This window comes from Bosea sp. 685 (assembly GCF_031884435.1).
Taxonomy (GTDB): domain Bacteria; phylum Pseudomonadota; class Alphaproteobacteria; order Rhizobiales; family Beijerinckiaceae; genus Allobosea.
This window is the reverse complement of record NZ_CP134779.1, coordinates 4,560,786-4,586,575: the sequence shown is the minus strand read 5'-3', so window position 1 is coordinate 4,586,575 and position 25,790 is coordinate 4,560,786. Positions and strand designations below refer to the sequence as shown.

31 protein-coding genes are annotated in these 25,790 nt (G+C 64.5%); 7 read left to right on the top strand and 24 right to left on the bottom strand.

What is annotated here, in order from left to right; translation table 11 throughout:
- Window positions 1-190 precede the first annotated feature (190 nt).
- The 4 genes from RMR04_RS22650 to RMR04_RS22635 all read left to right on the top strand — a co-directional run bounded on the left by RMR04_RS22650 (window position 191) and on the right by RMR04_RS22635 (window position 2,690).
- The gene (locus RMR04_RS22650) at window positions 191-400 is read left to right on the top strand and encodes a cold-shock protein (RefSeq protein WP_103720295.1); all 210 of its coding nucleotides are present in this window, start codon (window positions 191-193) and stop codon (window positions 398-400) included.
- A 198-nt stretch (window positions 401-598) separates the two neighbouring features.
- On the top strand, window positions 599-2,056 hold the full coding sequence (locus RMR04_RS22645; RefSeq protein ID WP_311910712.1) for a DEAD/DEAH box helicase: 1,458 nt from the start codon (window positions 599-601) through the stop codon (window positions 2,054-2,056).
- Between the two features lie 82 nt (window positions 2,057-2,138).
- Window positions 2,139-2,411: a translation initiation factor IF-1 gene (gene infA / locus RMR04_RS22640; protein ID WP_311910711.1), complete on the top strand. Its 273-nt coding sequence runs from the start codon at window positions 2,139-2,141 to the stop codon at window positions 2,409-2,411.
- 9 nt (window positions 2,412-2,420) lie between these two features.
- Window positions 2,421-2,690, top strand: a complete 270-nt coding sequence (locus tag RMR04_RS22635) for a hypothetical protein (protein WP_311910710.1) — start codon at window positions 2,421-2,423, stop codon at window positions 2,688-2,690.
- A gap of 417 nt (window positions 2,691-3,107) precedes the next feature.
- Here the strand turns inward: RMR04_RS22635 and RMR04_RS22630 are convergent, their stop codons facing one another.
- A complete protein-coding gene (locus RMR04_RS22630) occupies window positions 3,108-3,716 on the bottom strand; it encodes a hypothetical protein (RefSeq protein WP_311910709.1) in 609 nt (202 codons plus the stop codon).
- Window positions 3,717-4,526: 810 nt separating this feature from the next.
- On the opposite strand from RMR04_RS22630, the gene RMR04_RS22625 reads away from it, so the two are divergent.
- The 3 genes from RMR04_RS22625 to RMR04_RS22615 all read left to right on the top strand — a co-directional run bounded on the left by RMR04_RS22625 (window position 4,527) and on the right by RMR04_RS22615 (window position 6,855).
- Window positions 4,527-5,162: a hypothetical protein gene (locus RMR04_RS22625; RefSeq protein ID WP_311910708.1), complete on the top strand. Its 636-nt coding sequence runs from the start codon at window positions 4,527-4,529 to the stop codon at window positions 5,160-5,162.
- Window positions 5,163-5,170: 8 nt separating this feature from the next.
- Entirely contained in the window at window positions 5,171-5,866 is a 696-nt protein-coding gene (locus RMR04_RS22620; protein ID WP_311910707.1) for an SOS response-associated peptidase, read from the top strand.
- Window positions 5,867-5,952: 86 nt separating this feature from the next.
- Complete coding sequence (locus RMR04_RS22615) at window positions 5,953-6,855, top strand: serine protease family protein (RefSeq protein ID WP_311910706.1); 903 nt, start codon at window positions 5,953-5,955, stop codon at window positions 6,853-6,855.
- Between the two features lie 154 nt (window positions 6,856-7,009).
- Here the strand turns inward: RMR04_RS22615 and RMR04_RS22610 are convergent, their stop codons facing one another.
- The 23 genes from RMR04_RS22610 to RMR04_RS22500 form a co-directional block, all read right to left on the bottom strand.
- On the bottom strand, window positions 7,010-7,663 hold the full coding sequence (locus RMR04_RS22610) for a hypothetical protein (RefSeq protein WP_311910705.1): 654 nt from the start codon (window positions 7,661-7,663) through the stop codon (window positions 7,010-7,012).
- 72 nt (window positions 7,664-7,735) lie between these two features.
- A complete protein-coding gene (locus RMR04_RS22605; RefSeq protein ID WP_311910704.1) occupies window positions 7,736-8,422 on the bottom strand; it encodes an SOS response-associated peptidase in 687 nt (228 codons plus the stop codon).
- 29 nt (window positions 8,423-8,451) lie between these two features.
- Window positions 8,452-8,682 (bottom strand): hypothetical protein, encoded by a 231-nt coding sequence (locus RMR04_RS22600; protein WP_311910703.1) that lies wholly within the window; start codon window positions 8,680-8,682, stop codon window positions 8,452-8,454.
- Window positions 8,683-8,716: 34 nt separating this feature from the next.
- Window positions 8,717-9,373, bottom strand: coding sequence for a hypothetical protein (locus tag RMR04_RS22595; RefSeq protein WP_311910701.1), 657 nt, complete (start codon window positions 9,371-9,373; stop codon window positions 8,717-8,719).
- A 138-nt stretch (window positions 9,374-9,511) separates the two neighbouring features.
- Entirely contained in the window at window positions 9,512-10,300 is a 789-nt protein-coding gene (locus RMR04_RS22590) for a DNA adenine methylase (protein ID WP_311910700.1), read from the bottom strand.
- A 151-nt stretch (window positions 10,301-10,451) separates the two neighbouring features.
- A complete protein-coding gene (locus tag RMR04_RS22585) occupies window positions 10,452-10,982 on the bottom strand; it encodes a DUF4376 domain-containing protein (protein WP_311910698.1) in 531 nt (176 codons plus the stop codon).
- Between the two features lie 4 nt (window positions 10,983-10,986).
- A complete protein-coding gene (locus RMR04_RS22580; RefSeq protein ID WP_311910697.1) occupies window positions 10,987-12,156 on the bottom strand; it encodes a glycine-rich domain-containing protein in 1,170 nt (389 codons plus the stop codon).
- A gap of 9 nt (window positions 12,157-12,165) precedes the next feature.
- The gene (locus RMR04_RS22575; RefSeq protein WP_311910696.1) at window positions 12,166-12,768 is read right to left on the bottom strand and encodes a YmfQ family protein; all 603 of its coding nucleotides are present in this window, start codon (window positions 12,766-12,768) and stop codon (window positions 12,166-12,168) included.
- Window positions 12,765-13,886 carry a baseplate J/gp47 family protein gene (locus RMR04_RS22570; RefSeq protein WP_311910695.1) on the bottom strand — a complete coding sequence of 374 codons (1,122 nt, stop codon included), beginning with the start codon at window positions 13,884-13,886 and terminating at the stop codon, window positions 12,765-12,767. The genes RMR04_RS22575 and RMR04_RS22570 overlap by 4 nt, the downstream gene beginning before the upstream one ends.
- On the bottom strand, window positions 13,886-14,350 hold the full coding sequence (locus RMR04_RS22565) for a phage GP46 family protein (RefSeq protein ID WP_311910694.1): 465 nt from the start codon (window positions 14,348-14,350) through the stop codon (window positions 13,886-13,888). Before RMR04_RS22565 ends, RMR04_RS22570 begins: the two co-directional genes overlap by 1 nt.
- Window positions 14,351-14,409: 59 nt before the next feature.
- Window positions 14,410-15,258, bottom strand: a complete 849-nt coding sequence (locus RMR04_RS22560) for a hypothetical protein (RefSeq protein ID WP_311910693.1) — start codon at window positions 15,256-15,258, stop codon at window positions 14,410-14,412.
- A 12-nt stretch (window positions 15,259-15,270) separates the two neighbouring features.
- Window positions 15,271-15,837 (bottom strand): phage baseplate assembly protein, encoded by a 567-nt coding sequence (locus RMR04_RS22555; protein WP_311910692.1) that lies wholly within the window; start codon window positions 15,835-15,837, stop codon window positions 15,271-15,273.
- Window positions 15,837-17,093, bottom strand: coding sequence for a phage baseplate assembly protein (locus tag RMR04_RS22550; protein WP_311910691.1), 1,257 nt, complete (start codon window positions 17,091-17,093; stop codon window positions 15,837-15,839). Before RMR04_RS22550 ends, RMR04_RS22555 begins: the two co-directional genes overlap by 1 nt.
- Window positions 17,093-18,433: a DNA circularization N-terminal domain-containing protein gene (locus RMR04_RS22545; protein WP_311910690.1), complete on the bottom strand. Its 1,341-nt coding sequence runs from the start codon at window positions 18,431-18,433 to the stop codon at window positions 17,093-17,095. Before RMR04_RS22545 ends, RMR04_RS22550 begins: the two co-directional genes overlap by 1 nt.
- Window positions 18,433-20,631: a phage tail tape measure protein gene (locus tag RMR04_RS22540; protein WP_311910688.1), complete on the bottom strand. Its 2,199-nt coding sequence runs from the start codon at window positions 20,629-20,631 to the stop codon at window positions 18,433-18,435. The genes RMR04_RS22545 and RMR04_RS22540 overlap by 1 nt, the downstream gene beginning before the upstream one ends.
- A 166-nt stretch (window positions 20,632-20,797) precedes the next feature.
- Window positions 20,798-21,244, bottom strand: a complete 447-nt coding sequence (locus tag RMR04_RS22535) for a hypothetical protein (RefSeq protein ID WP_311910686.1) — start codon at window positions 21,242-21,244, stop codon at window positions 20,798-20,800.
- Window positions 21,241-21,603, bottom strand: a complete 363-nt coding sequence (locus RMR04_RS22530; protein ID WP_311910684.1) for a phage tail tube protein — start codon at window positions 21,601-21,603, stop codon at window positions 21,241-21,243. The genes RMR04_RS22535 and RMR04_RS22530 overlap by 4 nt, the downstream gene beginning before the upstream one ends.
- 67 nt (window positions 21,604-21,670) lie before the next feature.
- Window positions 21,671-23,131 (bottom strand): phage tail sheath subtilisin-like domain-containing protein, encoded by a 1,461-nt coding sequence (locus RMR04_RS22525; protein ID WP_311910683.1) that lies wholly within the window; start codon window positions 23,129-23,131, stop codon window positions 21,671-21,673.
- 12 nt (window positions 23,132-23,143) lie between these two features.
- On the bottom strand, window positions 23,144-23,443 hold the full coding sequence (locus RMR04_RS22520) for a DUF2635 domain-containing protein (protein WP_311910681.1): 300 nt from the start codon (window positions 23,441-23,443) through the stop codon (window positions 23,144-23,146).
- On the bottom strand, window positions 23,440-24,021 hold the full coding sequence (locus RMR04_RS22515) for a hypothetical protein (RefSeq protein ID WP_311910680.1): 582 nt from the start codon (window positions 24,019-24,021) through the stop codon (window positions 23,440-23,442). The genes RMR04_RS22520 and RMR04_RS22515 overlap by 4 nt, the downstream gene beginning before the upstream one ends.
- Window positions 24,021-24,446, bottom strand: a complete 426-nt coding sequence (locus tag RMR04_RS22510; protein WP_311910679.1) for a gp436 family protein — start codon at window positions 24,444-24,446, stop codon at window positions 24,021-24,023. Before RMR04_RS22510 ends, RMR04_RS22515 begins: the two co-directional genes overlap by 1 nt.
- Before the next feature lie 110 nt (window positions 24,447-24,556).
- On the bottom strand, window positions 24,557-24,733 hold the full coding sequence (locus RMR04_RS22505) for a hypothetical protein (protein WP_311910678.1): 177 nt from the start codon (window positions 24,731-24,733) through the stop codon (window positions 24,557-24,559).
- Between the two features lie 93 nt (window positions 24,734-24,826).
- Window positions 24,827-25,789 carry a capsid protein gene (locus tag RMR04_RS22500; protein ID WP_311910676.1) on the bottom strand — a complete coding sequence of 321 codons (963 nt, stop codon included), beginning with the start codon at window positions 25,787-25,789 and terminating at the stop codon, window positions 24,827-24,829.
- Between the last annotated feature and the right edge of the window lies 1 nt (window position 25,790).

The window sequence follows — 25,790 nt, the reverse complement described above, 5'->3', positions numbered from 1 at the left end:
ATTATGCTAGCCCAACCCACGTAAGACGAGATGCGGCCGGGTTCTGGCCAATCCTCCGCGCGGGCTTCCCCGGTCGGCGGGCACGATTCAGATCCACCACACATCGACTACAAGACCGGAGCGAGGCGTCCGCGCGTCGAGCTTTGGGCCTCATCGAATACGCGGATCTGAAACGTAAGGACTACCTTCCATGGATAAGGGCACCGTCAAGTGGTTCAACACCACCAAGGGCTACGGCTTCATCACCCCTGAGAACGGCGGACAGGACATCTTCGTCCACATCTCCGCTGTCGAGCGGGCTGGCCTGCGCGAGCTGGTCGAAGGTCAGGTCGTGTCCTACGAGCTGATCGCCGATCGCAAGACCGGCAAGTCCTCGGCCGGCAACCTCGCCGTCGCCTGAGACTGACGACCATAGACCGGGCAGGCGCGTATCGCGCCCGCCCGGCTTTCCAAAGACACCCTAAAAAGACCTCTTCCGGCGCTGTGGCTTAGCGGTTCGCCGGCAGGAAAGATCCAATATTCAAGGCCGGACGCAATCCGGCGGCACAGCCGATACCCACATGTGCCCCTTGCGTCACGGCGTCCGGAAAGACCTATTTTGACTCAATTCACCGACCTCGGCCTGGCCGAGCAGCTTCTCAAGGCGCTCGCCTCCGAAGGTTACACCACGCCCACGCCGATCCAGGCGCAGGCGATTCCCCGCATTCTCGAGGGCCGCGACCTTCTCGGCGCCGCCCAGACCGGCACAGGCAAGACGGCAGCCTTCGCGCTGCCGCTGATCCACCGCCTGCTCAACCAGCCGCGTCGCATGGAGACGCGCTCGGTGCGCGCGCTGATCCTGTCGCCGACCCGTGAGCTCGCAGCCCAGATCGAAACCTCGATCCGCGCCTATGCCCAGTTCACCACGATCAAGTCGACCGTCGTCTTCGGCGGCGTGCCCGTCGGCAAGCAGATCCGCGCGCTCGGCCAGCATGTCGATATCCTCGTCGCGACGCCCGGCCGCCTGCTCGATCTCGTCGATCAGCGCGCTGTCTCGCTGCGCGAGATCGAATATCTCGTCCTCGACGAGGCCGACCAGATGCTCGATCTCGGCTTCGTCCATGCGCTGCGCCGGATCGCCACCCTGATCCCCAAGAAGCGCCAGACGCTGCTGTTCTCGGCGACCATGCCCAAGCCGATCCGCGAGATCGCCTCGGCTTATCTGACCGATCCCGTCGAGGTCTCGGTCGCGCCTGTCGCGACCACCGCCGAGAAGATCGACCAGCGCGTCATCTTCATCAACCCCGGCGAGAAGCCGGCGCTGCTGGCCAAGACCCTGAGCGTTCCCGAAATGGAGCGCGCCATCGTCTTCACCCGCACCAAGCACGGCGCCGACAAGGTCGTCCGCCAGCTCGAGATCTCGGGCATCAAATCGGCCGCGATCCATGGCAACAAGAGCCAGGGCCAGCGCGAGCGGGCGCTCGGCTCCTTCCGTGACGGCGATCTGCGCATCCTGGTCGCCACCGACATCGCCGCCCGCGGCATTGACGTCGATGGCATCAGCCATGTCGTTCAGTTCGACCTGCCTAACGTCGCCGAGACCTATGTCCACCGCATCGGCCGCACCGCGCGCGCCGGCGCGTCGGGCGTCGCCATCGCCTTCTGCACGCCCGAAGAGCGCGGCGATCTCGCCGCGATCGAGAAGCTGACCCGCGTCGCCATCACGCCGATGGGCGATGTGCCGTACTGGGATGGCCGCACGCCCAAGAAGCCGCCGCAGAACCAGGGCCGCGGCGGACGCGGCCAGCAGGGCGGCGGCGGTCGCGACCAGGGCCGGCCTCAGGGTGACCGTCAGGGCCGTCCCCAGCCTGCCCAGGCTGCCAAGCCGGCCGGCGGCGGTCAGCGTTCGGATGCGGCGCGTCATGACGCTCCCCGCAACGACCGCCCGCAGCGCAGCGAACAGCCTGCGCCGCGAAAAGACGGTGGTTCCGCCAAGGAAGGGCTTGGCGGCGTCGCGTTCTTGCAGCAAAGAACAGATCAACGACGCACCAACGGCGCCCGGCGGCGCGCGAACTGACGCGCAGCAGGCCAGAGCAGGGTGGGGCGGCCTGACGGGCCGCCCGTGACCCCGCGCCTACGGGCACACGAAGGACGACAGAATGGCTAAAGAAGAACTGCTCGAATTCGACGGAACGGTGGTCGAAGTGCTGCCCGACGGAAATTATCGGGTGAAGCTCGACAACGACCACGTGATCCTGGCCTATGCGGCCGGCAAGATGAAGAAGAACCGCATCCGCACCATCGCGGGCGACCGCGTTGTGGTCGAGATGTCGCCTTACGATCTCGATCGCGGCCGCATCAACTTCCGCCAGAAGACGGCCGGCCCCGGTCCGGGCGGTCCGCCGCGCAATCAGAACTTCCGTCGGCGCTGACGGGACACGATGCGCTTCACGCGGGTCGAATTCGTCTTCATCGCTCTCGGCGCGGCGCTCGGCGCCATCGTCGCATTCGCTGCCAAGGCGGGCTGGGTCGGGGCGTCCTCGGCTCTCCCGCCTTTCGTCTTGGTGCTGCTGGGCCTAGGGCTCGCCGAACTCGGCGCAGGTCTTGCGACCAGAAGCTCGCCGGGAAGCCTGATCGGCATGCCCGCGCGCATGCTGGCCTTCGTGGTCGGTGTCGGCGTGTTGGCCCTGCTCAATGGCGGACTGGGCTGAGCGGGCGCCGTTAATCCGGCATCGCGAGAGCCGAAGAGCCCGGAACCCAAGACCACTGAAACCATCCAGAAGGCGCTGCAACCGCGGCGCCTTCTGGCGTTTAAGAACTCCGTTTATGCTCGGAAACACTACGTCATCCTGGGCGACCGAAGGTCGTCCCGGGATCCATCGTAGGGCAGATTCTTGAATCAAGGAATCGGCTCTACGATGGATCCCGGAGCTGCGCCGCTGACGCGGCTTGTCCAGGATGACGCAGTGTTTCCGAGCCAAGACAGTCTGCTCTAGCTCCAGCAGGTCACCACGCAGCAGCGCAGCGCTCCCGCTCAGGGCATCCGCACAAAAAAAGACCCCGGCGCGAGCCGGGGCTTTGAAGTGGTCTTTTCCGTGATGAAGAGGTCTACCTAGAACCTAAAAAACTCAGTAGCCGGCGCGCTCCCAGCGCTGTGAGCCGGGGCTCACCATAACGCTGCGCTGGCGGGTCGCGTATTGCGCGGGCCGCGTCTCATGGAGGACCTGCGTCGGCCGCACCATCACCTTGCGCTGACGCTGGGTGTAGACGGCGGGGATGGTCTCGTAATCGATGGTGGCGGGCGCGACCTCGACGGTGCGCTGCTGGTAGCCGTACTGCGCGGGAACCTCGACCCAGCAGCCCGTGGTGTTGCCATAGGCGTCGCGGGTCACTTCCCAGCGCTTGCTGGCGGGCGAGATCATTACCTTCTCGGAGACGCTCCAATACTGCGCCGGGCGATGATGCGGGATCTGGCGGGGCGGATCGATCATCACTGTTTCGGTGACGTAATCATATTGCGCCGGGACGACGCGCGACTGGGTCTGCTCCGGGCGGATGAGATAGCTCTCGCTGACCGTGTCGTAGACCGGCGGCGTCTGCACGAGGTTGTAGCAGGCCGAACCGCGGCAGGAGGGCGCCGGGCGGCAGGAGTAGCCGGCGCAATCGGCCGCCTGGGCGGCGTGGGCGCCGAGCAGCAGAACCGCGCTGAATGCCGAAGTGACGAAAACCTGACGCATCTATCCGAACTCACCAGCCCTGCGGCATCACCGTGCCGTTTGTGGGATCAGAAAGCCCGCCCGGCGTGATGAACGCAAGGTAAACGCGCAAACAAGGTAAAATTAACCAAGCCGGGCAGGCCGCGGGCGTTCATGGGTGTTGAAATGGCGTGAAGCGGATCGCTCGAATGTGAGGGAATGCGGGCTTGCTTGTGGATAGCGCGGGCGCCTGAACCGCGCCGCTCGGGGAGTGGAAGTGCGTCATGGTTGGGCTTGGCCGATGAGTGGAGTTCCTATTGCGGGCGAAGGTGATGCAAAGCGCTGGATGAAGGGCGCGGGGAACCCTTCTCCCGGATGGGAGAAGGGCAGGATGAGGGCCCGCCGCTCGTTATCGAGGCGCACCGGAGCCGCAGCGCCTTCTACTGAAAGGGCACACCCTCACCCCTGCCCCTCTCCCATCCGGGAGAGGGGTTCCCCGCGCTTGTCCTCTCCGTCACCGCCCGCTGGAAAGCCTGCGATGAACGGAGCTTTTCAATCGGGCGCTTGCGGCAAATCGGACAGTCGTGGAGCAAGCCCGAGAATGACGCCCTCCGATGGATTCCGGGTCGGCGCTGCGCTTGCCCGGAATGACGGCGGACGAAGGCGAGCCGCGACTTGCGGAGGAGCGGGTGCCGCCGCATCCTCAGGTTGAGCGACCTAGCCGAGATGCGCGAGCTGTTATCCTGGGCGACGATCCAGACGGTCGGGCCCAGCTATCAGGCAGGCGGCGCGGGGCACACGAAAGGAGTACGAGTAGTGGTGATTTCCTCAAAACGATGAAGGCCGACCAACATGGCGGACGACCTGTCGCTGGTAAGCATTCTGCAACTCGCGGGTTTTGGCGGTGTCGTTGCAGCCGTCGCCAACCAAACCATCAAGTGGGGCGTCGACTCCTTCACTGAAAATCGGAAAAGAAAATTTGATGCGACTTACGTTGCGATCCGAGTTTCCGTCATTTTGGAGGCCTACGTCTCGGCGTGCGATACTCATATCCGCAACCGCGACGTGGCCCACGACATCCAAGGCATTTCTGCCGCAGGGGATTTGCCAAAGCTCGCTGAATTCCCATCCAATATCGACTGGCGATCCTGCGACAGCGCGTTGGCCACTGAAGTGCTCGGCTTTCCAACCCGGATCGAAGCCGCCCAGAGCGAGGCCGTTAGGGCCGATTGGGCGAGCAATGACTATTGGGTGACGCACCTTGAAGCCGTGAATTTGGGCGTTGCGGCCTGGGATCTCGCAGTCCGCTTTAGAACGCGTTACCGCTTGGCTCCAAACGAGATGCTTACGGAGGTAGCTGACGCGCTAAAGAAGCAGAAATCCAAGAATGACATGCGTCTGGTTGCCTTACGCGAGAAGTGGCTTGCGGATGCGGAAAAAGGCCGCGAGGCCGTACGATCCGGTGTTGTGAAGCCAGTCAACGGGTAGGAAGCGACATGTGCGGGCGGTTTTCGCAGCACTACACCTGGGAACAAATCCAGGCCTTCAGCCAACCACTGACGCTGGCCACCGGCCAGGGCAATCTCCAGCCGCACTACAATATCGCGCCGACGACCAACATCCACATGATCGTCCCAGCCGAGGGTGGCCGCGAGCTGCGTAGTGCTCGCTGGGGTTTAATTCCCTTTTGGTTCAAAGGGGCCAGCCCCAAGGAGTTCAAATTCGCCACGTTCAATGCGCGTGTCGAGGATTTTGACCAGAAGAGCAGCTTCAAAAGCGCATATAAGAGCCGGCGCTGCGTCATCCCCGCCTCGGGCTTCTTCGAATGGACAGGCCCCAAAACCGATCGCACGCCGCACTACTTCTCCGCCGCCGATGGCGACCTGCTGGCCATTGCGGGTTTATGGGAGAGATGGAAGAGCCCCGCGGGCGAGGATGTCACCAGCTGCACGATGGTTGTGCGCGACGCCGACGAGTGGACCGCGCGCTATCACGACCGCATGCCGTCATTCCTTCAGCCCGACGACTTCGACACCTGGCTTTCCGGCTCCGCAGGCAAGGAGCTGCTGCGCAAGACGCCGCCGAAGCTTCAGGAGTGGGTCGTCGGCAAGAAGGTGAATAAAACGGGGGCGGGAGACAATGATCCGACTACCATCGCGCCGGACTTACCGCGCCCCGACACCCCACTCTGAAGGGTACGAACCTCCCCGATGCAGCCCGTACTAATACTGGCGGATGACGAACGGGGTGCAGAAGCCCCCGTGGATAGGACCGACAAATGACGCCAGTGCTCTTTCCGATGATGTTTGAGAATACCTCGCTGATTGCGGTGCGTGTAGAGGCCCGCTGCGAGACGGGGCGAGTGATCGAGACGGGCACCGCATTCTGGTTCCGAGCTGCCGCTGACGCCCCCCTATATCTCGTGACCAACTGGCATATCGTCACGGGCCGATCGCGACTGGCACCCTCCATGAGTCTCTCTGCCGGTGTACCCACCAAGCTGGTTGCGAGAATGCACATTCAGTTGGGGCCGGACACAATCAACTCGAAGCAGATCATGCAGTTCGAGTTTCCGCTTAATGACCCCGATGGCGAAAGTCCTAGCTGGCTTGAGCATCCCAAATGGCGGCATCGAGCCGATGTCGTAGCGCTCAGAGTGGAATGGTCACCTGGAGACGCTAGACCGGCTTTTGCGTGCGTCGGTGATAAGGGTGTATTCGACCTCACACCCGGCTTTGTTCCCCGAGTGACCAACGACGTTTTCCTGCTTGGCTATCCTTGGGGGCTGACCGGCGGAACAGCCGCGCTCCCAATATATAAGAGGGGCTCAATCGCTACGGAACCCGGACTCCCACAGTTCGATCTCCCGCGCTTTTTGATTGATTGCCGAACTGCGCGCGGAATGTCGGGCGCGCCTGTGATTGCTTCGGCCTTCGCGCAAGGGCCCATTGGGCCCGACGGGGAAGGTGGTCAAGGGACCGCACAGGTTTTTGCGGGGATCTATTCTGGTCGACTACCAAAGGAGGAGATCGGCGGCGAAACACTGGACTCAGCCAGCCTGAGGGCCGAGGCCGAAGTCGCCATCTCCGAGATAGGAATAGTTTGGCGCCGCGACGTGCTCCACGACATCGTGTCCGCAGGAGTGCCCGGATCAAAGGTGAGCGAACTGCTCAATCTCTAATCTGTTGCCATTTGATCCTTCGTTCATTGCCATTTGAAACTTTGCGCTACACTTGGAGCGGACCGTTATTCCGGACGAGCAGCTGTAGCGCGAAGTTTCAAATGGCAATGGACGAAGGATCAAATGGCAACAGATTGATTCTTAGCGCGACGGTCTACTGACCGGGCTGAACCCGCTGCAAGTGCGCAAGAACGTCTGTCTCGGGTATGCGGCCCGTGCGAACACCATCGACGATGCTCAACACCAACTGCGTCTCGACGTTTCGACCTAAGTGAGCCGTTTGGCGGGCTTGGATAATTGCCATGTTCGCATTGAGAAGGATCGCATGTTGCTCTCCAACGTCCGCCCGGAAGGCGGTGATGGACTCCACCGTGTGGGTGTATCTTAGAGAACGCTCATGCCATCCCGCCTCGTTAAACGAGGGCAGAAGGTAGTGCCCCTCCATCACCACCGTGCCGTTCACAGTCTGCTTAAATCGAGAGCAGTGACCGTGCGCGATCTCGTTTCGAGTCGGCGCCAGCTTGTCGAGGGCTTTCATTGCCTTCAGAATTTTCTCGGCGCTCGCCGTTTCCAGGCGTCGCTCGTACCGTACGAGCGCATTTCGCAGCATGGCGCCTCGACCAGCCCGATTCGACTTGATGTAGGCGTCAATAGCCACCGGCTCGTCATTCTGCACGAGCAGTTTGAAGAGACCCATTAGTGTGTCCTCGGACCCCTCCCACCAGGAGAGGGCGATGCCCACCGCAAGATAAATCTCCTCTGCCGAATCTGCGCCTCGGTGAAGCTTTGGTGCCTCGGCATTGTTCACAGAAAGTCCTCCGACGAGTTCGAACGAGCGGTACGCGGCTTTAATGCAGCCTGAAGTTTTGCTTCAACGTCTCTAAAGCACGGTCTCGTTCAAAGGCGCGATCGTCGCCGGGTCGTCATCGCCCTGGCCCGTCTTGTTGACCCGCTTGTCGACAACCCACTCCTGGAGCGTCGGCGGCGTCTTTCGCAGCAGTTCCTTCCCGGCGGAGCCGGAGAGCCAGGCGTCGAAATCGCCGGGCTGTAGGAATGACGGCATGCGGTCGTGATAACGCGCGGTCCATTCGTCGGCGTCACGCACCACCATGGTGCAACTGGTGACCTCCTCGCCCTCGGGGCTTTTCCAGCTCTCCCATAGACCCGCGATGCCTAGCAGGCCGCTATCTGCGGCCGAGAAGTAGTGAGGTGTGCGATCGGTCTTGGGGCCGGTCCACTCGAAGAAGCCCGAGGCTGGCACGATGCAGCGCTTGCGCTTGAAGGCGTCGCGAAACATCGGGCTCGTATCGACCGTCTCGACGCGGGCATTGAAGGTCGAGGGCACCTCTTTGATGCCCTTCTTCCACCAGGACGGAATCAGCCACCAGCGGGCGCTGCGCAACTCCCGGCCGCCCTCGGTCGGCACGATCATGTGCACGTGGGTCGTCGGGGCGATGTTATAGCGCGGCGGCAGGTTGCCCTGCGCTGGAGGCAAAGCATTCGCCAGCGGCTGGCTGAAGGCGTGGACTTGCTCCCAGGTGTAGTGCTGCGAAAACCGCCCGCACATGATCCCGCTCCCTACTGTTGGTCTCGTACCTAGCCGTCCGCGACCTGACCGAGCGCCTGGGCGAGATCGCGCGCCTCTTGCGGTGTGAGTTCGACGACGAGACTGTCGAAAATCCGCAGATCAACGGCATCACCTATCCGCTTGACGGTCAGATCGACACGCCAAAGACCGGGGTCGCCGGGTTGTTCGATCTCGATGCGCGTGCCGCCGCTGATGCGGGTGACGCTGTGTTTCCTTCTCGGGTTTCCGTTCACACGCATCATTGCCCTCCGCTAATGTCGTTCGAAATGACAGTCAGCCCACGCTTGGCACAGTCCCGTCGTTGGGTAGCTCGGCAAATTGTTGGACTACACCGAGCACATAACTATGGAGATCTCTCAGCGCGGCGATCACGGGCTGACTATCGAATGGCCCCATGGGTGGGAACATGAAGCCGATCGAAACCGGCAAATTATCTCCGGTGGCGTCTGAGCCGGGGATCTCGCGACTGATCAAGTATGTCCCACTCATGAGCGAACTGGGCCTGGTGTCTCGCGATAGAGGTAGCGCGATAGCTCCGGTGGGGGCCTTTAAGTGAGCCAACACGGGAGCGAGCATACGATGCTTGTGCACGATATCCAGTTCATGCAGCCAAGCGAGGCGCTCATTCCCGCCGGGATATGGCGCGAGCTGCTTCAAGAGCTGCACCGCCGCTGGTCCGGCCTTGTGAAATTTTGACTTCTTGATTTGCTCGCCGAGCGTGTCCTGGCTTTTTGAAAACGGAAAGGCCAGCTGTTCGTACTTGCCATCTGGCTTCCGGATTTGACCGCCGGCCCTTCGAAAGAGCGAATTGGCGAGCAAATCTAACGACACCCTGATGTTGTGAACTGCGTCTCCGCTGATCACATGGAAATCTTCGACCGGCGCCTCTCTGAGGATCGTTTCAACTTTCATGTAGCGAGTGTCGTTCATGTCTCGCCACGCCGTTCGGACGACGGGATCGCGGGCCGTGTAGTCTCTAAAGGCACGGTCTAGGTCATCAATATGATGACGAGCGCGATCGAGCCTCTGGTATGAGCCTGAAAAGTCGAGGTCCACGGCACAGCCATCCTAACGTGTGATCACCACCTCCCGTACCCGCTTCGTGTTCGCGGCTCCGCCCGCCTGATAGCTCAGCTCGACCGTGTCGATCGTCGCCCAGGCGAACAGCTCGCGCACCTCGGGCACGTCGTTCAAACTGAGGATGAAGCGGCCTTGAAGCCGTTGTAAAGCGCCGCTCAACAGCTCGAACTCGGATCGGGTGAACATCCCCTTCCCGTAGTAGTGCTCCGTGCCCCAATAGGGCGGGTCCAGATAGAATAGCGTGCCCGGCCGGTCCCAGCGCTCGATGAAGGCCTGCCAACCCAGGCACTCGATCCACACGCCCGAAAGCCGCTCATGCACGGCCTCTAGCAGTGGAACTAGGCGCGTCACGTCGAATCGGCCAGGGCCGCCCGTGTCGATGCCGAATGACCGGCTGGCGACCTTCCCGCCGAAGCTCAGCCGCTGCAGATAGAGGAAGCGCGCGGCCCTATGCAGGTCTGTGAGTGTGTCCGGATCCTGCTGGACCAGGAGCTGGAATTGCGCCCGGCTCGTGAGCTGCCATTTCAGCATGTCCAGGAAGGCCTGGTAGTGATGCTGGAGAATGCGGAAGAAGGTCGCGATATCGCGCGAGGCGTCGTTGATCACCTCGACCTTGGGCCGGGTCTCCCGCCGCAGGAAGACGCCCCCCATGCCGACGAAAGCCTCTGCATAGATCTGGTGGTCGATTGCGCCGATCCGCTCGACGAGCGTGCGGGCGAGCTGCTTCTTGCCGCCGACATAGCCGGCGACGGGGGAGATCGGTTGAACAGATTCCATCTTGTGCGGATGTCCAGAATCGTCGTCCCGTCTGGCGCGGCCTCGGCCGCCGTGACGGGCGATGTGATCTTGACCTCGTCGGGCGGCGCTCCCTGCAAGTTGAGCCGCCGGAGCCCTTGGGCTCCCCTGTCACGTCACCATCGGCCGCAGATCAGGCGGCCGCGAAGGCCTCATCGATCTCGACTGTCGTCGTGATCTCGCCCGCTTCGATATCGGCCTTGACGCCCGCGAAGGTCGCGAAGCCCGTATTGACATGGATCTGCACGGCATCGCTGATTGCGATGATGGCCGTGGCGCCGAGCGGATATGTCGCTCCGTCGGCTCCATGCCAGGTCGTCGACCAGCTGGGATCGACCATCGCCGCGACTCGCGCGCCCATGATCATGATCTTGCTACGATCGTCAGTCGCGACGGGGACATCAGCGACGGTGATGCCGCCCACCTCCTTGCGCCAGCGCAGGTCAGCGGCATAGGCAGTCAGATCGGCTTTACTGGGTGGCGGTGCCGGCGCGGGCGCGCTGAACGAATTGCCGTCGTAGAGCCAGCCCTGCAGGACATCATCGCCGCAGGAAACCAAAGCCTCGACGAAGTCCGGATGAAACCGATCCTCTATGGCAACCCCGGCGTCGTCGGCAATCACCTCGATAACGACACCATCCTGGATGTGAGCATATCGGGTCATGTCGTTATCCTGCGTATTCGTGGATGATGAGAATGCCGGGGGTGCCGGGGCCTCCTAGGGTGGCGCCGGCATTGATACCGACACCGCCGCCACCGCCAGCGCCGTTGCCACCAGCATTGCCGCCGTTACTGCCGTAGGTGCCATTTGCCCCGGTGCCGCCGCCGCCGCTGCCGAAAGGCGATGAGCCGCCGTTGCCGCTGATGGCCGAGGTCGACGACAGATTGAGACCCGGTGATGCCCCACCGCCGCTTGAGCCATAATCCGCCCCGACAGGCGACCCGCTCACACTGACTGCGCCTGAAACTGCTATGCTCGCTGTGAGCGCACCTGCGTTGCCGCCAACGCCGCCAGGTAAGGTGAGGAGCGCGCCGAACGACGTAGCGCCGCCGTTCCCCCCGACGGACCCCAGCGAGCCCACGCCCGCTGCACCGATGGTTACCGCAGTTGCGACTACGCCGGCGGTGACAACTTTGGTGCCTACCGCACCGCTCGATCCACCACCGCCGGCTGACACGCCGGCGCCGCCCGTGTTCTGACTGCCTCCACCGGCTGCGCCCGCGCCCGCGCCCTGTACCGATATCCATTTCGTTCCAGCAGTCGGCGTGTAGGTGAAAGACCCGGCAACCTTGAAAATCTGAATGTTGAGCAACGAACCCTTGGCCGGTACCCCGAGGAGGTTCGAGGGGGACAGCCCAAGGATCTGAACGTTTGTCCCATCGTAAATGGCGAGGGCAATACTGCCGATAAGCAGGTCGCCGGGGGCCGCGGCAGCACCCGATCGGGTGACGAACGGCTTCGTCCCGGCCAGGCCCGTGACGCCGAGGACCGCAGCTGCGGTATTCGTTGCCGTGATCAAGATCCGCAACGGCACGTTGATCAGCTCGGCCCAAGACGCTCGTGCTGGCGTGAGCGTGATCGTCAAGGCATTAGCTGTGCCGCCCGCCGTGCAGGGCAAGCCACCGAAGATCTGAATGGTCCGAAGCAGCTGCTTCAGGTCTGCAGAACTCGCCACCAGCCCGGCGGCCTCGACCGCCTGGACGATCTCTTCCTGGACGGCATTATGCCAAACAGCCGTCAGTTCGGTTCCAGGGACGCCGGCGACAGTATCCTTGCCCCTGAACCCGCGCCGACCTCCACCCAGGTCGATCGTATTGGCGCCGAGAATGCGGTCCATGGGTTCGCCTCAAATGTAGTTGAAGGCGACTTCGGTATGGGCGGGTTTCGCCCTCCGGATATCGCATTCGACGTCGGACAAGATGATGTCGAGCAGCAGATCGCCACATTGGGCGTCGTCGACCTTGGCGATGGTTTCTCCCAGCAAGGCCAGATTGACGGTCCAAACGAACTGCTCGGGGCTTTCAATAAGTTCGTCGCCGGCGACGGCCGCGTCGGCCATTGAGACCCGGTTCTCAAAGATCGTGATGGTGACGCCGCGCTTGGCGGCGAGCGCGATGAAATAGGCGCGCGAAGCGCCGCCACGCGCGGTCCAGCGCTGATGCGCTAGCTGCCTGCGCTGCTCCAGGGACATGGTCGAAGGATCGCGACCGCAAGGATCAGGACCGAGCACGCGCTCGAAGTCGGGTAGTAGCAGTGTCGCGGTGCGAGGATCGATCTCCTCCAGCATCGCCTCGGCCGTCGCCTCGATGTCGGCGAGGCCCTTGGCGAGCGGGCGGAACAATGCCTCGAACAAGCTTTCGTCGGCGTTGTCGGCGACATGCGGCCAGACCCAGCCGCGCGGCGCCAGCGCGACGATGCCGTCCTGGACCTGGTCGGGCGTGCGGCTCATGCCGGCACCCAGGTGATTGCGCCGGGCTCTGCCAGCTCGCGCGGAGCACAGACGATGTCACCGGCCGGCACGGGCAGCTCATGCGAATACTCGCCATTGGCGGCCGAGATCGCCTCCGACAGACGCGAATGCGGCATCGTGCCGCCGATCTCGGATTCGCGGGCGAAATGGTCAGCGAGCGCAGCGGTTACGGCGGCGCGGTTGGCCGCCGTGTCCGGCGTCAGCTTGACGCTGAAGGCCTGGACCAGCGGGATATAGGCCAGGACGTAAAGCTCGGCCGTGACCGGGCGCAGCGTCTCCAGATGGGCGTAAATGGCATCAATCTCAGCCCCCGAAGGGACGCGCGGCTCAGGCGGTGCGTTCTCATCGTCATTGGGCTCGACCATCGCGACGACGACGCCGACGCTGCCGGCTCCGACCCAGTTCGGCACGGTCTTGACCTTCATCGCCGCGAAGCTGTCCTGGACCCATTTCGGGTAGTCGAAATCGGCGCCGCCATGGCCGGGCTCGCGGATGACCTGGAGCAGGCGGGCGAGCAGCGAGCCGGGCGTCTCTTCGGCGGCTCCACCGGCGAGGCCGCCATCGTCGAGCGTGGCGCTCTGCGGATCGAGCCCGACCAGTACCGTCACCACGGGCAGCACGGCGCCAGCGGCTGTGTTAGCTGCGGCACCTCCCTCGGTGGCCTGGAGCGAGAGCGTGCCCACGCCGGTACCGTCCAAGACGACTGCGGTCAGCGTTTCCACCAACACGCCGCCGGGCGTACGCAGCTGCAAGCCGATCGGGACGACGGTGCCGGCAAGGCCGGTTACCTGGGCATAGCCAACCGCCTTGGTCGCTGGCCGCTGGAACACCCCCCAGATCGAGGAGTGGCGGATCAATGCCTCCAGCTCGGCGGTGTCGGGCATGTATTGATCACCCCACCAGCGCAGATGCAGATGGGTCTCGTAGAGGCCGAGTGCGTCGGTGCGGACATGGGCGGCGACGAGGCCCTTCTCGGAGCGCACCGCGCGAGCGATGGCGAGGGTGCTCGCCTCCGGCCGCACCGCCCGCAGTGCCGCCTCCATCTCGGCTTCCTGGGCGCGGGCGATCTCGTCGGGCGTCGGCAGCGGAAAGGGCATCAGCCGACCCTCCGCTTCAGTTCGACGACGGTGCCGTCGACCAAGCAACGCAGCTTCAGCGTGTTGCGGGCGATCCACTCTGCCGAGATCTCGGCTGCCTTACCGGTTTCGTCCTGGACCCAGGCGAGTGCCTCGGCCGCCCAGATCTCGACGAAGCGGCGGGTGGTTTCGGTTTGCTTGGCTCTATTGAGCAGCCAGATACGCGAGCCGATCTTGCGGCCGAGCGCATCGAGCGCGTCGCCGATCCAGCCACGGCGGGCGACGAAGCTGGTCGAGGCGTTGAGCGCGTCGACGCCATCGGGCAATTCATCATCGGGCTCGGCTCGGCGATCGGTGCCGAGCGATATCAGCATCGGCGTTGCTGGCGTCTCGTCGAGCACGATATCGCCATCCTCGCCGAGCTGGAGATCGGCGCGGCGCGTTTCCGGATCGAAGATTAGGGCGGCGTCGAGGAAGGCGGGCATGGGCGCGACAATGTCGCGCGCGCGCGGCCCGGGGCACGCCCCCCGGGAGGGGCGTTAATCTAGCCGACGACAGGGGCCGTTAACGTTTGGCTGCGGTGAATCGACAGCATGGCAAAGACACACTCGACGACGAAAAGCGTGTTCAGGCTGTTTTGGAAGCTGGAGTAAGACGTGAGCCCGTGGAGGCTCGCCGACCGGTTAGGCACGGCATCAGGCTGAACTACCTCGAGGTCCTCGATCGTCCATATCTCCTTCCAGACGTGCCTCAGAAAGGTCGTCATAATGCGAGCGCGCCCGTTGCGCATGCCGCCGAACGCAGAAAGAGGCATGGCTCGGAATAGCGCTCTGAGTGATGGGATAGGCTGCCCCCCGGTAGGCATGCCAAACTGACGACGTGCCACGCGCTCGATTTCGGGAAGCAAAGTACGCACGGTCGCCCGATAAAGACCCGCTCCATGTGTCGCCAGTGCCTCGCGGAACACTGCACGGGTCTCCTCATCGAGAAGAAAGCCGTCGACTGAAGCTTCGAAAACGGCAAGCACCGCCGGCCAATTGTCCCGGTAGTGCTGCTCAAGGAAGTCGCGAACCGTCGATTCGTCACCCTCGGGGAGGTCAGGCGTTGTACTGTGAGGCAGGAACCCCGCCGCGATAACGCGCTGTGCCGGTGTCGGGTGTTCGAGGACAGACTGCAGGTTGCGAAAAATGTTGGCCGTAAGGCCTTCCCATTCCTTCGCCGACGGCAAATTCCAAGCGCTGAGCGATGGCGGCGCCACCTGGTCAAGCAACTTGCGATGATGGATCGTGTAGTCAGGGAAATTGAGTTTGAAGTGGTGTTCCAGAGCAGCGTGAGATTGCTTCGTCCGTTCGAGAAGCTCGGCCAAAGCCGACAGTTCTTTCGGTTCGCGCATCATAATCGCGGCTTAGACGGCCGGCTCCGGATCTGCACCCACAACGGGAGCGACTGAACAATAGATTCCGTCAGCCTTGACTACCAGCCAGTGGTTGCCAAGGCGGAGCTTCACGAAGTCCGGCCGCACCACGACACGCGGCGCAGCTATCCCCGTCCCGATCGCGCCGACGATGCGATCCTCGGTCACCTCGCAGGTGACGGTCTTGACCTTGGACTTCACTCGCTTCGTCGAGGTCGCCTCGATCGAGCCGTCGTCCTTGATGTGGACGCGGTCGCCCTTGGCGTTGTGCTGGGCGCTCTCGCCCTTTTTGAGATTGCCGAGGCGCGCGCCAGGCGCGGCGATCGGCAGCCCGGCCAGGTCGCCCTGGTCGCCGCCCACCGCCAGCACGATCATCGAACCACCGTCCGGTGACCGCGAGGCGAATCCGAAGGTCTGGATGATCTCGACATCCGTACGATCGACATGGCGATGCGTGGTGACCGAGGCGGTCTGGCTGCCGCCGGCATCATTGGTCGACCTGACGACGCTGCGGGCCACGATGCCGCGATAGGCGTGGGCGGTTTCGGGATCACTCATCAGAGAGGCCTCGCGGTGCCGTCGAGCTTGCCCGCGCTCGTGCTGGCCGAGGCCTTCGTCTTGCCGCTGCTTTTCTTGGCGCGGCGATCGGCCTCTGGGAGCAAATCATAGGCTTCAGGCCCGGTGATGCGCAGTCGGGTTTCCTCGCCGCGCTGGCTGTAGGAGACCCGCACGCCGGCCAGCAGCATGTCGCGATCGAGCCGGGCAAAGCGGTCGTTGACCATCGCAAGCGTGTTCGGCTTCCAGAGCTGGTTGGCGGTCCCCGCGCGGAAACCGCGATAGACGTAATCCTCCTTGTCGCCCTTGCCTCGGCGGGTGCGCATCTCCCATTCCGCCTGGCGCTGGGCGTCGAAGGCGTTGGCCTTGGTCCGGGCCATCGAGATGTGCGGCCTCCAGCGCGTCACCTCCTTGTCTTGGGCGTGACCCATGACGAGCGCCCCGGCGCCTTCGGCGACGTCCTCGGGCGCGTCGGTCGCCGGCGCCGGCTGAGTGGGGGCTGCATCGAGAGGGTCGGCTGTGGCGTCGAGCGCCGCCGTCTTGGCGCGTTTGCCGCCGTTCTTCTCGGACTGGCCTTTGACGAAATAGTCGCTGAAGCGCTCGCGGGCCGAAAAGGAGCCGCGTGAGCGCGTGACGTTGCCGGGGAAGGCGATATCGTCGGCGGCGCGCTCCTGGCCGGATCTGGTGATGACGAGCGTACCGACGCGGTCGGTGGTGACCAGGACGCCGCGCTGCTTGGCATATTTGGCGATGGCCGAGAGCACCGTCTCGCCGGCCTCGACGACGCATTTGTCGAATTTTGGTCCGACATCGACATCGGCACGAACCTTGATGCCGAAGGGCTTGCAGAGCTTCTCGGCGAACTCGGTCAGGCTGATGTCGCGGTATTCGTGCTTGCCGCGCGGGTCGGGTGGGCAGTCGACCAGGTCGCCGGTGATATCGCGGCCGATGATGGTGACGGTGCCGGGCATGTTGCCGGCCTCGGGCAGCACGTCGTCGACCCAGCCGATCAGCCAGGTCTCGCCGTCGATCGAGATCTCGCATTTCGCGCCCCAGTCGAGCGGGCCTTCCCCGGCGACCGGAGTGGCATACTCCCAGGTCTCGATCGAGCGCGTCTCGTCTCGAAAGCTCAGCTCGAAGGACGCGGACAACTCGGAGAGATCATGGGTGAGATCCACGCGCACCCACTGGTCGAGCTTGCGGCCGTCGATATCGAGCACGACGCGGCGCGTCGGATCCACTGCCGGCAGCAACAGCATCAGCGTAGCACCTCGATCGGGCCGACCCCGAGCGTCGCTGGGTGCCGCAGCCGGTTGCGGGTGACGATGTCATTGGCGAAGGCAATCACGGCGGCCGGATCGTCGCCGGCGAGATGCTGTGCGAGCAGCAGCGCCGAGGCCTGACCAGGCGGCGTCACGCGCTCGACCGAAGGCAGCCGGCCGATCGTCTCCGACAGGTCGATGGCGAGCCTGGCCCGCGTCGCGCCCAGCGCTCGCCACAGGGCGGCGGCCGGGGAGACGGCCTCGCCCGCAAGCCCTGCGACGCTCGTCGCCGCGCGGCGCAAGCCCTCGTCGAGCTGGCCGCCCCAGCCTTGCGCTTCCTGCCGACTGACGAAGGGGATGGTGCTGACCAGGAGCACGGCCTCGATCAGCATGGCGACCTCGGCTGCAGCGATCACGGAGCGCGGCGGCCGGCCGCTGGCCTGGGCGGTCATGTCGAGGGGCGCCAGGCCGGGCACGGCCTCTACCTCGCTCGGCCGCAGCCTCCGACCAAGGTCCGCGGCTATCGTAAGCATCAGAGCGGCGCCGTCGCGCGGCTGTGGCGTCGCGATCGCCTGGGCGGCGTCGCCGGGACCGATGCCGGAGGCGGGCTGGGGTTTGAAAGGTGCTGCAAAGGCGTTTGAAAGCACGGGAGCGATCGCCGCGATTTGGGCTGCGGACGTCGCCCTATCGGCCGTCGCAGTCGCCACTGTGAAAGCACCGCGCGCGCCGACGATCGCCGGCAGCAGCGCCGCCGAGCGGCGCGTGCGCCCGGCATATTCCTCTGCGAGGTCGATGATGGTGGCGCTCGCCGCGACGCCCTGGCTGAACAGCGCATAGGCCAGCGGCGTCGCCGAGAGCGCGGCCGTTGCCAGGCCGGTCGCGGCCGAACCGAGGCTGACCAGCGCCGAGAGCAGGCCCGACAGGCTGGTGCCGATCGCGGCGAGGCCATTGGGTCCGACCGGGTCGAACTCGGCATCGATGCGCGCGACGCGCAGCTCCTGGACGTCAAACTCGATCGTCGCCGGCCGGAACAGCACGCAGCGGATCGGCCCGCGCCAGGGATGCAGCAGCGTGGCCGGGCCCGGCGCGCGGAAGGCGGCCCGCAGTGCCTCGGCCTGGGCGATATAGTCGTCGCCTATGACCAGCCCGGAGACGCGGATTGGCCCGTCGAGCGGACCGGTATCGTCATGCGTCTTCAGGTCGAGGCCGGGGTAGAGCACCTGGTGGATGCGCCGGCCGACCGAGTCGCTGGCGTTGATCATCCAGAACTGCCGGCCGCGCCAGGCGGCCGGCATCAGCCCCGGAAGCAGGCCGTCGATGTCGTCGAACAGCGCCATCAAGCGCGCCCGAGCATGGTGCCGCGATTGGGCGTGATCGGCACGGCCGGATTCTCGGACTGGATATTGGTAACGCGCGTGCCCTCGGCTGCCTGGACCGTGATGACGCCGCCGACCTGGACGTTGCTGTTGGCGGCCGGCCCGCCGGCGGTGCGGGTGAAGCCATTCGAACCGCCGATGCCGCCACCTGGCGCAGAGGTCGGGTTGAAACCGCCGGTAGGGTTGCCCATCGGGTCGACATTGGTTCCGCCGGGCGCGCCGGGCATGGCGCCGCCGATCGACAACATGCTCTTGAGCTGGTCGAGCTTGCCCTTGAACCAAGAGATCAGCTCGTCGAACTTCGCCTTCATGCCGTCCCAGAGGCCCTGGATGGCGTTGGCGCCGGCCTGCTGCAGCAGACCGGGCAGCTCGCCGAACGTCGCGACGAGATAGGCGGGGAACTCCCTGAACGAAGCGACGACCTCGTCCATCTTGGACTTCACAGCGTCCCAAGCAGCGGAGAAGCCATCTTGGACCCGCTGGAAGACGGCGAGCAGCTCCGTTCCCAGGATCTTGTCGATCTCGACCACGCCGAGGCGGAAAGTGGAGACGATGATCTGCCAGGCCGTGGCGAAATACTGCTTCACGCCGTCCCACACAGCACGAGCGCCATCTGCCGCGCGGGCAAAGTCGCTCGAAAACAGTCCTTCCCAAAATTCGACGAAGCCCTTGCCGATCTGCTTGATGCTGTCGAACAGGATCGAGAAGAACGGCCCGAGCGTTTCCCAATTTCGATAGATGACGGCGGCCGTCCCGGCGATCGCGGCCGCAGCCAGCACGAAGGGCGACACCAGCGCGCCGATCAATCCTGCCAAGGCTGACATCACCGGAGTCAGGACAGCAAGCGCGGATCCCAGCAGGAGCAGCGCGCCGACCCAGGACAGGGTCGCGTCGATCAGGCCGGGCCACTTCGCATCGATCGCCATCACGGCTTGCAGCAACGCGGTCAACGCCCGGTTCGCCATCGGCAAATTCGAGGCAAAGGCCAGGCCGATCCGCCGCATCGCCTGCGTACCCAGCTCGCTGAACATCAGGATGTTCTGGCTGAGACCGCGCATCCGGCTCTCGAAGTCCTGACCGATTACGTCGACGCCGGCCTCCTTCACCTGGCGCTTGAAGTCCTTGAGTTTGTCCAGGTTCAGCAGGGTCGGGATCAGGAAGTCGAGCACCTGCATGTCGGAATAGAGCTTGCCGACCTTGGTGCCGGAGATCAGCTGCGCGACCTGCTTGCGGATCGTCGCCTCCTTGTCCTTGTCGCTCATGTTGGAGGCGCCGGCCTTCTTCATGATCTTGTCGATCTCGGCCGTCGGCACCTTCAGCTTGTCGGACATCTTCTGGATCACCGCCTCGACCGGATTGATTCCCTTGGCTGCGGCATCGGTCATCACACCGGTGACATCGACCTTCAGCTCCTTCTCGAACTTCTTGATCGCCTCGGGCGCGTTGATCTTGGTCAGGAAGTTCTTGAGGTTGTTGGCCGCCTCGGACGGGTTGGCGGTGCCGAGCATCGCGATCTGCAGGCTGGCGCCGAGCGACTCGACGGCCTCCATGCCGGTGATTCCGAACTTCGCCATCTGGTTGGTCAGGCCGGGGAACTCCGAAGCCATGTTCTTGAACTCGAAGCGGCCGAGCTTGCCGGCGGTGATCAGCTTGCCCATCGCCTCCTCCATCTGCTCGGGCGCGACCTTCAGCGTGTCCGACAGGGCGAAGGCGGTCTTGGCCGTGTCCTCGATCGTGGCGTTGGCTGCGGTAGCGACGCGGCCGATTGTCGGCATCAGCTTGTCGATCAGCCCGGAATCCATGCCCGAGGCGACGAGCAGCTGGGCACCCTTGGCCAGATCCCCGGAACGCTGGCCGACCTCCAGCGCAAGCTTCTCGTAACGCTTGCCGCTCTCGGCGATCATCTCCTCGACCGCACCGCCGGTCTTGCCGGCGGTGATCGCAATATCGCGCAGCTGGGCGTCCCAGGCCGCCGCCTGCTGGATCGGCTGCATGAAGGAGAGCGCGGCGAGCGCGCCGCCGATTACGCCGATGCGCCGGCCGAGATCCCCGATCGAGTTCGCCATGCCAGCGATGCCGCGCGTGATGCCGCGCAAGGGGGCGGTCAGCCGGTCGATCAGCTGGACGAGAACGCTGACCTTCATATCGCGATTGGCCATGCCGCCCTCCAGACGTCAGCTATCCTGTTTGGCCCGCTCTTCGATCGCCGCACCAACATTGTGCTGCCAGCGCAGCTCGGAGAGCGTCAGAGCCTCGGCTTTGTCGAAGCCACCGCCGTAGTATCGGGCAACGACCCCGACTATCAGCGGCCAGTCGGGCGGCCACTCATTCCTGCAGAAACGAGATCACGGCCGCCGCAGCCGTGACGTCACGTCCTTTCATCTTGTCGAAGAGGACGTTCATGCGTGGCGAGGGGATGCGCGTCGCACGCGCCAGCGCCACCACCGTCTGCATATCCGGCGAAGCCTGGGCGATCAGGCGCATGTCGAGGCCGGTCATCTCGTGGAAGGTCAGCTCCTTGATGGTCTCCTGCCGGGTTCCCGCCGCGTTCTTGATCGTCAGCGTCACCGTGCCGAGCAGGGGCAACGTGATCGAGCCGTCCTCGTTGCGGTGCGCCCGAGCCGGCAGCTTCGCCTTCTTGGAGGTTTCGTCTTCGGTCTCGTCGACAACGTCTCCGATCGTCGCATTGGTCGAGGCGGCGCCGTCGGCGGAGCTGCTGGTCTCGTCGACGATCACATCATCGTCGGTCAGGTCTACGGTCAGGGTCTTCACGCCGAGATCTCCTCATAGTCGCCGGCGGCCCATTTCAGACCGATCTTGCCGCCCTCGCCGCCAGTGAGCTCGCGCAGATCAGTGAGGAAGGCGTCGGGGAAGACGTAGGTCTGCCCGGTATCGCAGACGACCTGAAGTTCGCCCTCCTCGTTGGTGTACAGGTCGCTGACACGCTGGTTGCGCTCCAGAGGCGTCGTGGCCTCGATCTCCGACTGCATGTATTCGCCGGCGCGGCCGACCTTGCGGCCATAGACCACCGCCTTGTTGCCGATGCCGCCGAGCTTGAACTTGGCGCCCTTCTCGACCGGGACGTTCCGGCCCTTCCAGACGATGTCGACGATGCCGAGAACCTGCGTCATCGCGGCTTCCTTTCAAGGGCGCTTGAAGCGCCGGTTCGATTGTTACGGCCCAGGCGCGGAATGCGCCTCAGACCTGGAATTCCAGCGCCGACATCAGGTTCATCAGATTGCCGATGATGATGATGGGCTGCTGGCTGTTCATGCGGTTGCGGTTGCTCTCGTCGCGCTCGAAGACGCTCTGATCGACCGTCTCGCTGGCACGCTCAATCCAGGCCTGGCGCTCGTAGATCTTGCAGCGGGTCGCCCAGGAGCCACGCATCCGGCGCGGCGTCACCACCGCGTCGTTGTTGTTGGCGGCGATGCTGTCGTCATCGGCGAGCTTGTGGCGCGGATAGAGCTGGGTGACGTAGGCCGACCAGTCGTAGCGGATCCGCGTCATGGTCTTGGGGATCATGATGTCGAGCCAGGCATCGTCGGCGACGCCGAGATTGGTGACCTTGTAGGTCGTGATCACGCGCTCGAGCACGACGGAACCGTCGACCAGGCGGGTGAAGGTCGAGATGCCCTGGCGCAGGAGCAGGTCGCGCTCGCTTTCGATGAAGCAGTCGACATCGTCGGGCGCGGTCAGGCCGGGCAGGACGAGCGAGCGCAGCTGGCGCGCTGGGTCGTTGGTGAGCTGGAAGGTCGCGACGCCGCCAAGGCTTGCGGCCCACTCACAGGGCGCCTCATAGGCGCGCTTGGCGCCGATCAGCGTCATGAAGGGCGAATTCGTCACCGCGCCCTTGGTGCCGAGCTGGCCATAGGTGCCGCGCAGGCCGATGTAAGCGTGGGCGTCCTTCTTGCCCATCGCCACATAGCGTTGGACCAGGTCGGTCGCGAGCGCGGTCATGTTCGTCGCATCGTCCCAGGCCATGCCGATGTCGGTGAACCAGTCATTGGCGATGGCGTCGAGCAGCGTCTGGACGTTGGGATTGCCGGTGCCGGCGACCCCGTCGGCGACCGCGATGGCGAGCGTGCCGGGCAGGACGTCCTCGTTGGTCTTGCGGGTTCGCACGTCGATATGATTACCGGTCTCGCCGGCATGCTTGGCAGTTAGGGTGACGACGCCGACAGCCGAGGTGGCGATCACGGGCATGTCGGCATCGGCATTGACCGCCGCGACGGCAGCCGTGGCGTGCTGGGTCACCGACATCGAGGCGGTTGCGGCATAGCGCACGCGCCGGCCCTGGATGTAGAGCGGGATCGTGCCGGCGCCCGAGCCGGTGAACGTCAGGGTCTTGGTCGCTTTGACGCCGGCGACATCATCGGCAAGCGCGATGGCGAAGACGCGGTTGGTTTTGTTCGCCTTCTTGAACGCACGGACCATCTGCTGGCCAACCGAGCCGGCCCCGAACAGTGCCGTGCCCTCTTCCGGTCGGGTGATCTCGTATTTCACGCCAGCGGCGGCGGAGCCGGTGGCCAGCTTCTGGACGAGCAGGATCTTGCTCGCCGGGAACGGGATCAGGCCGCGCTTGGCGTAGCTCGGGCGGTTCTCGACATAGGTGCCGGGGACGCGCCAGTCATAGGGGATCTCGCTGAAATTGATCATCGGGCGCGCTCCTCAGTTTTCGCCGTCGCCGGCGGTCTTGCCAGCCCTGGACTTCCGGGCGGGCTCAGCACCGGCCTCGGGCTCGGCGGGCGGAACGGGTGGCGCGACTGCTTCAGGCTCGGCAGGCGCCTCGACTACCGCTGGCTGCGCCGGCGGCTCAGCCTCGACCAGGTCGCCATCGTCGACGCGGCGGCGGGTGAAGCGGGTGTTCTCGGCGTAGTCGCCCGCCTCGGGCCACAGCTCGCCATCGGTCTCACGGCGGACGGTGCGGCCTTCGCCGGCCTTGTAGAATTTCCGCGTCTCGGCGCTCATGGCGTCCTCACGTCGTAGGGCTCGTCCCGAGGCTGTAGCTCGGGATCGGGCCAGGGCTCGAAGCTGCTCAGGGTGGACAGGAAGTCGTCGGCGTTCTCGAAGTCGCCGAGGATGTCGCCGAAGGTCGCGAGCATCGTCAGGTCGATCGTGGCGATCGCGGCGTTGAGATCGGGGAAGCCCTCGGCATAGGCCTGGGCGATGGCGCCGACGAAGATGGTGCCGAGATCCGCAACGGTGAATCCGTTCAGGAGCAGGGCCGCGCCGCTCATCGAGGGAAACAGGCCAGGGCCTTTGGCGTCGCCGAGATAGCGGTACTGCCGGCCGTTCGGGTTCTTGACCACGATGGTCAGGCGCATGCCGAGATTGCCGCTGAAGCGGCGGCCGACGCCCTTGTCGGGCGGGTTCATCTGCCTGAAGCTCAACGCCAGCAGCGGCGTGCGCGTGACCAGAGAGCGGAACTCTGCGTCGGAAAGCGGGTCCGGCACGATGTGGAAATCCCAGCGGTTGGCCTTGAAGGCCAGGCGCAGGCGGTCCTCGATCGCCGTCGAGATCCGGGTGAAGGGATCGAGTTCGGGCATCAGAGACCGCGCTCCCCGAACACGCCGAACATGCGCTCGCGATCCTGGGTCCGCGCCGTCGAGCTGGCCACGATCGGGATGACGTCCTCAAGCGTGACGGTGCCCTCGGCGATCTTGACCAGCCAGGCGATCGTGTCTTTGCGGTCTTCCTTGACCTGGGTGGCCGGCTCGCGATCGCCGCCGGTCATCAGCTCGTAGCGGGCCAGCACGCAGGCGGCGCGGGTGATCACCTGCGGCACCTGGCCCAGCGGCACGCTGTGGCGCTTGCGGAGATAGCTGTCGATGATCGCATCGGCGTCCGAGATCGCCTGCTGGACCGGCGCTTCGCTCACCGTCTCAGGCAGCAGGCCGTCGACGGAGGAGAGCCGGAGCATCTCCGTCTCGCCGAAGCGGCCGATCATGTCCTGGACGGTGGCGTAGGGCATTGGGTTCTCGAAATGGTGTGCGGGCGGCGAACTGGGTTCCTACGGTCGAACCGTCCCCATCGGGTGCTGGAGGCCTCGCGAGCCGTGCCAGACCGCCCTCTGGGAATTCGTCAGGCGGTCTTGGCCGGCGTCTCCTTGACCGCCTTGCCCTCGCCGAGGACGCCGGCGGCGATCAGCGCCTCCGCATCGTCTTCCTCAAGCTCGATCGCCTTGTTCTTCTCGGCCGGCCCGTAATGGTCGCCGTCGTGAAGAATGTTGGAGAGCACCGGGTAGCTCTTCTTCGCCATGGTCCTGGTCCTTTGAAAGGAGGTTTGAAGGTCCTCTTCAAAGCCCCCGCGCCAGGCGCGGGAGCTTTCGCAAGAACACCCTCGCGGGAGCCGTCAGGCGACGGCGTTCTGGATGAAGTACGCAACGCTGGGAGCCGACACGATCTCGCGGACACGCTCGCCGACACGGATGGCGGCGCCACCCTGCAGGCCGATGTTCGAGTCCGGGATCCGGCCCGCTAGGCGGTTGCCGTACTGCGCGGTGTAGCCGAACGTCATGCCGGCATCAGGCCCGGCGACGCTGTTCTGGTAGATCAGCGAGATGTGCTTGCCCCAGACCCGGCTCATCGCCGCCGTCTGGCCCTTCCTCGCCGTATTGACGAAGGACGAGCCGACGATGATCTCCTGCAGCTCGAACAGCTCGGCGACCTGCTCGCGGGTGGCGTTCCCCTTGTTGAGGTTGCCGCCCTTCACCGCGTTGACGATGTGCGGATGCGAGCGGACCTTGGTCCAGGCGAGCTGGCCGATGACCATCTTGTTCGGGCGCATGACGAAGGTGGAATCGAGCGCACCGTTGATGACGTTGATCGGGTCAGAGTTGACGATGTCCGAGAACTGCGACGTGCCCGACAGCGTGACGCGCTGCGATGCCGCGTAGGTGTTGAGGTCGAAGACCTTGGCGGCCACACGGATCTCGCGATCGAGCAGCACCAGATCGGTCAGCACCTCGGTGGCGCGCGCCTCCGGATCGTAGACGGAGAAGCCTGCCTCCCGCTGCTGGCGGGCGGCATCGACATCCGAGTTCGGGACCAGGTCATCGAGACCGTAGTCGAGGACCGAGGAATCCTCCTCGGTGGCGCCGACCTCGATCTGGTTGGGGCGGCCCTTGCGGCCGACCAGCGTGTTGGGAACGGTGAAGCTGTCCTCGACCGGGAACTTCAGCCATTTGAACTTCTCACCGCCGACCGGCCGGCGCGGCAGCACCCTGTCGGCGATGAGGCTGACATCGGGATTGGAGAACTTGATTGCGATGGCCGACAGGGCGGCATCGACGATGAACGGACGGGAAGTGGCCATG